The organism is Coprobacter sp., from assembly GCF_982436375.1.
The window spans coordinates 1-7,390 of the sequence record NZ_CEWDCG010000155.1; the positions used below are offsets into that span (position 1 = coordinate 1).

At 38.8% G+C, this 7,390-nt stretch carries 5 protein-coding genes; 2 read left to right on the forward strand and 3 right to left on the reverse strand.

Going from position 1 to position 7,390, the window contains the following annotated elements; genetic code table 11:
- Nucleotides 1-247: 247 nt before the first annotated feature.
- On the forward strand, nucleotides 248-2,836 hold the full coding sequence (locus tag AC1WHX_RS09035; protein ID WP_302996038.1) for a DUF5686 and carboxypeptidase-like regulatory domain-containing protein: 2,589 nt from the start codon (nucleotides 248-250) through the stop codon (nucleotides 2,834-2,836).
- 113 nt (nucleotides 2,837-2,949) lie between these two features.
- On the opposite strand, the gene AC1WHX_RS09040 is transcribed toward AC1WHX_RS09035, so the two are convergent.
- A complete protein-coding gene (locus tag AC1WHX_RS09040; protein WP_418236201.1) occupies nucleotides 2,950-3,882 on the reverse strand; it encodes a UDP-glucuronic acid decarboxylase family protein in 933 nt (310 codons plus the stop codon).
- Nucleotides 3,883-4,010: 128 nt separating this feature from the next.
- Between AC1WHX_RS09040 and radC the strand changes: the two genes are divergently transcribed.
- Nucleotides 4,011-4,712, forward strand: coding sequence for a RadC family protein (radC, locus tag AC1WHX_RS09045; RefSeq protein ID WP_418236200.1), 702 nt, complete (start codon nucleotides 4,011-4,013; stop codon nucleotides 4,710-4,712).
- A 110-nt stretch (nucleotides 4,713-4,822) separates the two neighbouring features.
- On the opposite strand, the gene AC1WHX_RS09050 is transcribed toward radC, so the two are convergent.
- Nucleotides 4,823-5,356 (reverse strand): gamma carbonic anhydrase family protein, encoded by a 534-nt coding sequence (locus AC1WHX_RS09050; protein ID WP_481229193.1) that lies wholly within the window; start codon nucleotides 5,354-5,356, stop codon nucleotides 4,823-4,825.
- A gap of 10 nt (nucleotides 5,357-5,366) precedes the next feature.
- Nucleotides 5,367-7,154, reverse strand: a complete 1,788-nt coding sequence (locus AC1WHX_RS09055) for an aminopeptidase P family protein (RefSeq protein ID WP_481229195.1) — start codon at nucleotides 7,152-7,154, stop codon at nucleotides 5,367-5,369.
- Nucleotides 7,155-7,390 lie beyond the last annotated feature (236 nt).

Below are 7,390 nucleotides of genomic sequence, written 5' to 3' on the forward strand. Positions count from 1 at the left end.
AGACAGGAGACCTGAATGCAGACCTTGAGAGATTATATAAGAAGAAATAAGAAGATTACATATTCGTTTTTTATCTGCTAATGTTTAAAATGATATTTATTTCGCCTATTCTTTCCAAATATTCCCATTATCTCTATTGAAAATGTCGCTTTTGGACTATTAAATGCGATAAAGAGAACTTTTTTTATATCTATCTGTTGTTCTATCTTTGTCCGAGTTGGTGAAAAAGATAAAAAGATGGTTTTAAATGGAAAGGTTAAATAGGTTTCGAGTTTTTTGTTTTTCATCTTTTTGTGATAATATTCGCACGTATCTGGTTACGTTGTTTCTTCTGCTGTTCGGTGTATCGGTACAGGCACAGAAGACCGTGACGGGATATGTGACCGATTCTATTTCCGGTGAACCGGTTTCCTATGCCTCCGTGTATGTAAAAAGTACGGGAACAGGTACGAGAAGCGATGACGACGGTCGATTTGTATTGAAGCGCCCTTCAGGGGCTACTGAAATTGTTATTTCGGCTATCGGTTATGTTGAGAAAACCGTAAAACTTACGTCGGGGAGTAATACGACTTTGCAGATACAAATGAGACCAGCCGACTATCAGTTGAAGGAAGTTGTTGTTCGTCCGAAAAAAGAGCGGTATAAACGGAAAGGGAATCCTGCGGTAGATTTTGTGAAAAATGTTATGGCAGCTAATGAGAAGAATGATCCAAGACAACATGATTATTATTCTTATGAGAGATATGAAAAGGTTACCTTTGCTTTAAATGACTTTAAGAATAATAAAATTGCCGGGAAAAAGTATGATTTCTTGTCGGCTTATATAGACTCGTCCGATATTTCCCGGAAACCGGTATTGAATATTTCGGAACGGGAAAAGCTCGAGACAATCTATTTCCGTAAATCTCCTCATACCGAGAAAACAATAATTCTGGGGAAAAAACATTCTGGAATGGATGAGGTTATATCTCCCCAAGGTATGGAAGCGATGATGAACGAGACATTTAAGGACGTCGACTTATTTAAAAATAATATTTCCTTGTTTACGAATAAATTTGTAAGTCCTTTATCGTCAATAGGACCATCTTTCTATAAATATTATTTGGCAGATACAGTGGTTTTGGAGGGAGATTCCTGCGCGATATTGTCTTTTGCTCCTGCTAATTCCGAATCTTTCGGATTTGTCGGGCAGATGTGGGTAACTTTAGATTCCACATGGTTTGTAAAAAGAGCCCGTTTGCTTTTATCGACAAATATCAATCTGAATTTTGTAGAGGATATGGAAATTGACCAGAGTTATACGCGAGCTCCTGATGGGACACGTCTGGTTCAAAGGGATTTCTTGACTACGGATTTTAAATTAAAATCGAACAGTAAAAGCGGAATACATGCTCGAAGGCTAGTTACATTTAAAGACCAGAGCTTTGATCCTCCTGAAGATATGTCGATATTTAGTATTCCCGAAAAGGAAAAGTTGGCAGACGGAGCAGAGTCGAGGAAAGAGGATTTTTGGAAAGAACGTCGGCATGAACCTTTACAGGGAAAGGAGAATCTCGTTGCTCGAATGATGACGCAGTTGAGGTCTTATCCGGCTTTTTATTATACGGAGAAAGTTATCGGTGCTTTAGTTGCAGGATATATACCGACCCGAAAAGAGAAAAATCTTATTGATTTAGGACCGATGAATACGACAATCAGTGGAAACTCGTTAGAGGGTGCTCGATTTAGGGTCGGCGGGATGACTACAGCGAATTTGAATCCGCATTGGTTTGGTAAAGCTTATTTGGCATACGGAACTAAAGATAAGAAATTGAAATATTTAGCTGAAGTCGAATATTCATTTTTGCGGAAGAAGGAACATCAGAATGAGTTCCCTATACATTCTCTGAAAGCCTCGTATAATTATGATATAGATCAGTTGGGACAACATTATTTATATACGAATAAAGATAATGTGTTTCTTTCGGTAAAACGTAAGAGAGATAGTCGGGTGACCTATTTGCGAGATGCCCGTTTGGAATATACACGTGAATTTTACTCGGGGTTTTCTTATAAGGCAATTTTGCGTTATCGTACTCAGTATGCGACGCCGAATTTTGTCCCGTTTTTGAAAATGAGTGAGATAGAGGGAGAATATACTCCGGTGAAAGACTATTCTATGGGAGAGTTGGAGGTGCGGTTGCGATATGCACCGAATGAAAAATATTATCAAAGTAAATCATATCGTTATCCGGTTTCGTTGGATATGCCGGTTTTTACTTTATCTCATATCGTTGCGCATAAAGGAGTGATGGGTAGTGATTACTCGTATAATTGTACGGAATTCGGGTTTCAGAAACGATTTTGGTTTTCCGCATTCGGTTATACCGATGTGATATTACGGGCAGGAAAAGTTTGGGATAAAGTTCCGTTCCCGTTATTGCTTATTCCGAATGCGAATCTTTCATATACGATTCAGCCGGAATCGTTTACCCAGATGAATGCCATGGAATTTTTGAATGACCAATATGTATCGTGGGATGTTACCTATTATGCCAATGGTTGTATATTCAATCGGATACCGTTCTTAAAAAAACTGCAATGGAGAGAAGTCGGAACATTTCGAGGATGGTATGGGGATTTGAGTAAGAAAAATATCCCGACAGCTGAAAACGGATTGTTCGTATTCCCTGAAGGCAGTTATGTAATGGGGAAAATGCCTTATATGGAAGCCGGAGTGGGGATAGAAAATATTTTTAAGTTTCTTCGACTTGATTATGTCTGGCGTCTGACCTATCGGGATCATCCTCATATCAATAAACACGGAGTCCGTTTCTCCATGAGATTTACATTTTAGGGGCGTTGGTCTGAGCCGGTATGAATCCGATTATAAAAAATCCCGAATTAATGAATTCATTCCGTTTGAGAGGATTTCATGTTTTCGGGATTTTACTATGTAGATTCTTTGGGTTATAGAATTCGTTTGAAGTATTCGATAGTTTCTTTTAGACCATCTTCTAAAGCAATTGTCGGTTCCCACTTCAGCTTTTCTTTGGCCAAAGAGATATCGGGTTTTCTTTGAGTAGGGTCATCTGCCGGAAGAGGCATGAATACCAGTTTTGATTTCGACCCGGTGAGGCGAATGACCTTTTCTGCTAATTCGAGCATAGTAAATTCTCCCGGATTTCCAAGATTGACAGGTCCGATAAAGTTTTCATTTTCCATCATTCGAATCATGCCTTCTACCAAATCGCTTACGTATTGAAAACTGCGGGTTTGCAATCCGTTTCCGTAAATTGTCAAATCTTTTCCTTGTAAAGCTTGGACGATAAAATTAGAAACTACTCGACCGTCTTGCGGGTGCATATTCGGTCCGTAGGTGTTGAATATACGGATTATACGAATATCCACATTGTTACATCTGTGATAATCCATAAATAAGGTTTCGGCACAGCGTTTACCTTCATCATAACAAGAACGAATACCAATAGGATTGACATTTCCCCAATAACTTTCTACTTGCGGATGTATTTGGGGATCTCCGTAAACTTCGCTTGTAGAGGCTTGTAAGACCCGGGCTCCGGTCTTTTTTGCAATTCCCAATACATTTATAGAGCCTAATATAGAAGCTTTTATTGTTTGAATGGGGTCGTATTGGTAATGTATGGGAGATGCCGGACAAGCCAGATTGTATATTTGGTCGGTTTCGAGATAATAAGGCGTTGTAATGTCGTGGCGAATGACTTCGAAATAGGGATTTTTCAATAAATGAACGATATTTTCTTTACTCCCTGTAAAAAAGTTATCCAGACATATTACTTCATTGCCTTCGTTTAAAAGTCGTTCACATAAGTGAGAACCGATGAATCCGGCTCCTCCGGTAACTAATATTCTCTTTTTCATAAAAGGTGTTATTGAATAAGTCTTAAGAGCAAATGTCGTAAAAAAATATGTATGACCGAAATTTATTTCCGGATTCTTTTGAACGAATATAAAAAGGGCTATATTCGTTTCTGATTTATTATTGCTATATGATGAAAATGAGAGATAAAATGGTGATAACCGATTGGGCTTTGGAAGATAGACCTCGGGAAAAAATGCTTTTAAAGGGCATTCGCTCATTATCGAATGCCGAACTGATCGCAATTTTGATAGGTTCGGGAAATAGGAGGGAAACTGCGGTGGAATTATCGCAACGTATTTTGAATAATATGGGGAATAGTCTGAACCGTTTGGGAAAAGTTTCTGTACAAGACCTTACCGGACAATTTGAGGGTATAGGAGAAGCTAAAGCTATCAGCATTATTGCTGCATTAGAGTTAGGGCGTAGGAGGAAAAGCGAGGATGTCTTGACAAGGCGCAAGATAACTTGTAGCAGGGATGTTTATGATTTGATGTATGCGTCTATGGTAGATTTGCCTCAAGAAGAATTTTGGATTGTGCTGTTAAATGTAGCCAATACGGTTTTGGATACTATCCGCATCAGCCAAGGTGGAACTGCAGCAACCTTGGTCGATGTCAAATTGGTTCTTAAACCTGCGATTTTGCAGCAAGCATCTTCGATAATGTTATGCCACAATCACCCTTCTAATAATACTACTCCGAGTCAGGCGGATTATGACTTGACTGCTAAGATTGTTTCTGCAGCGTCTTTTTTAGATATTCGAGTTCTCGACCATCTGATTATTTGTGAAAGCGGGTATTATAGTTTTGCTGATGAAGGACGTTTATAAAGTATTCTGTATTCTGAAAAAGAGACAGAAGATCTTCTAAAAAACGAAAAGTAGCCTGTTTTTAAGATTTTAGCTCAGATAAAGTCTTAAAAACAGGCTATTGATAATGATTACTTGTTTGATTGCCCGTCGGTTTTATACCAATCAGAATACATCAAGTAATTTTTTGCAATTTTTTGATTGATTTCTTTTGATTGTTCGGGATCTACCATTTTTATAAATTTAGCGGGTGCACCTCCCCATAGTTCACCCGGTTTTATTTCTGTTTTGCTTAAGACAACAGACCCTGCGGCGACAATAGCTCCTTCGCCTACTACGGTATGATCGAGTATCACCGATCCCATACCTATAAGAGCACCGTCTTTTATCGTAGCTCCGTGTATGGTGACGTTGTGTCCGATTGAGACGTCATTCCCGATTTCTATTGTCGATTTTTGGTAAAGAGTGTGAAGTACCGATCCGTCTTGAATATTTACCCGGTTCCCGATATGAATGGAATTTACGTCTCCCCGTAAAACCGCGTTGAACCATATACTGCAATCGTTGCCTAAAACAACATCGCCTATAAGGGTTGCATTATCTGCTAAGAAACAATTGTTCCCGATTTCGGGGGTGTACCCCCGAACGCTTTTTATAAGAGCCATAGTCTGATTTTTAAAGTTTATCTGTTGCTTTTTTTAACCATTCTTTTGCTTCACTGTCCAATGCCGGACTCAGTTTTTCGAATACAGTTTGATGGTAGTTATCCAGCCATTCTATTTCTTCTTTTGTTAATAAAGTTTTGTCTATGGCATTCTTATCTATCGGGAAAAGCGTAAGTGTCTCGAATTTGTAGAACTTACCGAAATCTGTATCACGATCTTCAACGACCAAAGTTAAGTTTTCGGTGCGAATACCGTATTCTCCGGCAATGTAAACACCCGGTTCGTTAGATGTAACCATACCCGGAGTCAAAGGTGTGGGATTCTCTTCTAAGCGGATGTTTTGAGGACCTTCGTGCACATTAAGAAAATGTCCGATGCCATGACCCGTCCCGTGAAGATAATTCTGCCCTTCGTTCCAAAGAAATCGTCTTGCCAGAATATCTATTTGTGCACCTCTTGTTCCTTGAGGAAACCGACATGTCGCAATGCCGATATGGCCTTTTAACACTAATGTGAAATCTCTTTTTTGTTTTGCACTCAGTTTTCCCAAAGCAATAGTGCGGGTAATATCGGTTGTTCCGTCGAGATACTGAGCTCCGGAGTCTATTAATAGGAAACCTTCCGGTTTCAGAGTTGCATTTGTTTCGGGAGTAGCGCTATAATGCACAATGGCTCCGTGGGCATTGAACCCTGCTATTGTGGAAAAACTTTCTCCAACGTAAAGGGCTTGCTGGGAACGGTATTCTCTCAATTTCTCACTAATTGTGATTTCTGTAACATTCCCGTCTTTCACATGAGATTCTAACCACCGGAAAAAATGAACTAATGCGACTCCGTCTCGTATCATCGCATCTTTAAATCCCGCTATTTCGGTTTTATTTTTCAAGCTTTTTTCCCAAGTAATAGGGGAATTGCCGAAAATGATTTTTTGTCCGCTTGAGATAGCATTGACCAGACTATAATTGATCTTTCGAGGGTCTATAAATATAGTTTCCGATCCGGAAAGGTTTTTTAAAAAATCATAAATTTTTTCGTATTGGGCGATTTTAATGTTGTTTTCTTGTAGGTATTCAGCCGTGTCTTTATTGATCTTTTGGGCATTGACAAATAATATCCGTTCTTTTTCCGAGATATAAGAGAAACAAATTCCTACAGGATTGCACGGAACATCCGTTCCTCTAATATTTAAAAACCAAGCAATTTCATCTAATGCTGCTAACAGGATGGCATTAGCGCCTTCTGCTTTTATCTTATTTAATAATCTGGATATTTTGCTTTCGGTAGATTCCCCGCTATATTTCTCAGGATACACGAATATAGGATCGTTCGGAATTGAAGATCGGTCATCCCAGATTTTCTCAAATGGAGTGAAATCTGAGATTAGAGAAAATTCTTTATCTTCGAAATAGTGTTTTAATTGTTGAGCTTCGCTGTACGAAAACATCGATCCGTCTATTCCGATTACAGACCCTGAAGGTAATGTATCGACCAGCCATTTTTGAATTGATGGAGTTTCGGGCAGCCCATCTTTAAAAAGGATGAAATCGCTTCCTTCAAGTTGAATTCCTGCTTGGAGGAAATAGCGGGAATCTGTCCATAGCCCGGCCTGCTTTTCTGTTACGACAGCAGTCCCGGCCGATCCGTTGAATCCGGATATCCATCCACGAGCTTTCCAATGGTCTGCACTGTATTCGCTTAAGTGGGGATCGGTTCCCGGAATGATAAAAGCCGATATTTGCCGTTCGTTCATTATTTGCCGAAGAGCTTTTACTCGTTCTAAAGTTGGATTTTTAGTCATATTCGGTAAGTTTTATTCCTTGAAATTAATATGGGTCATTTTTTTTAATTGATATATAAATCATTAACCTCTTGCATACAAAGGTATGATTTAATATTTAGAAATGAAAAATCAGAATGTGTATATTTTTTAGAGAATCAATTGTCGTAGATGTCTTTATAAATAGTTTTTTAATGGTGCAAAAAATGTAAAAAAGGCCTCTAAACGGTGAAAATAATATCGAAAGGTTTGTTTAT

Excerpts from the sequence above, each read along its gene's own strand:
- AC1WHX_RS09055 (WP_481229195.1), bottom strand. The coding sequence starts at position 7,154 with ATGACTAAAAATCCAACTTTAGAACGAGTAAAAGCTCTTCGGCAAATA.
- AC1WHX_RS09050 (WP_481229193.1), bottom strand. The coding sequence starts at position 5,356 with ATGGCTCTTATAAAAAGCGTTCGGGGGTACACCCCCGAAATCGGGAAC.
- radC (WP_418236200.1), top strand. The coding sequence starts at position 4,011 with ATGATGAAAATGAGAGATAAAATGGTGATAACCGATTGGGCTTTGGAA.
- AC1WHX_RS09035 (WP_302996038.1), top strand. The coding sequence starts at position 248 with ATGGAAAGGTTAAATAGGTTTCGAGTTTTTTGTTTTTCATCTTTTTGT.
- AC1WHX_RS09040 (WP_418236201.1), bottom strand. The coding sequence starts at position 3,882 with ATGAAAAAGAGAATATTAGTTACCGGAGGAGCCGGATTCATCGGTTCT.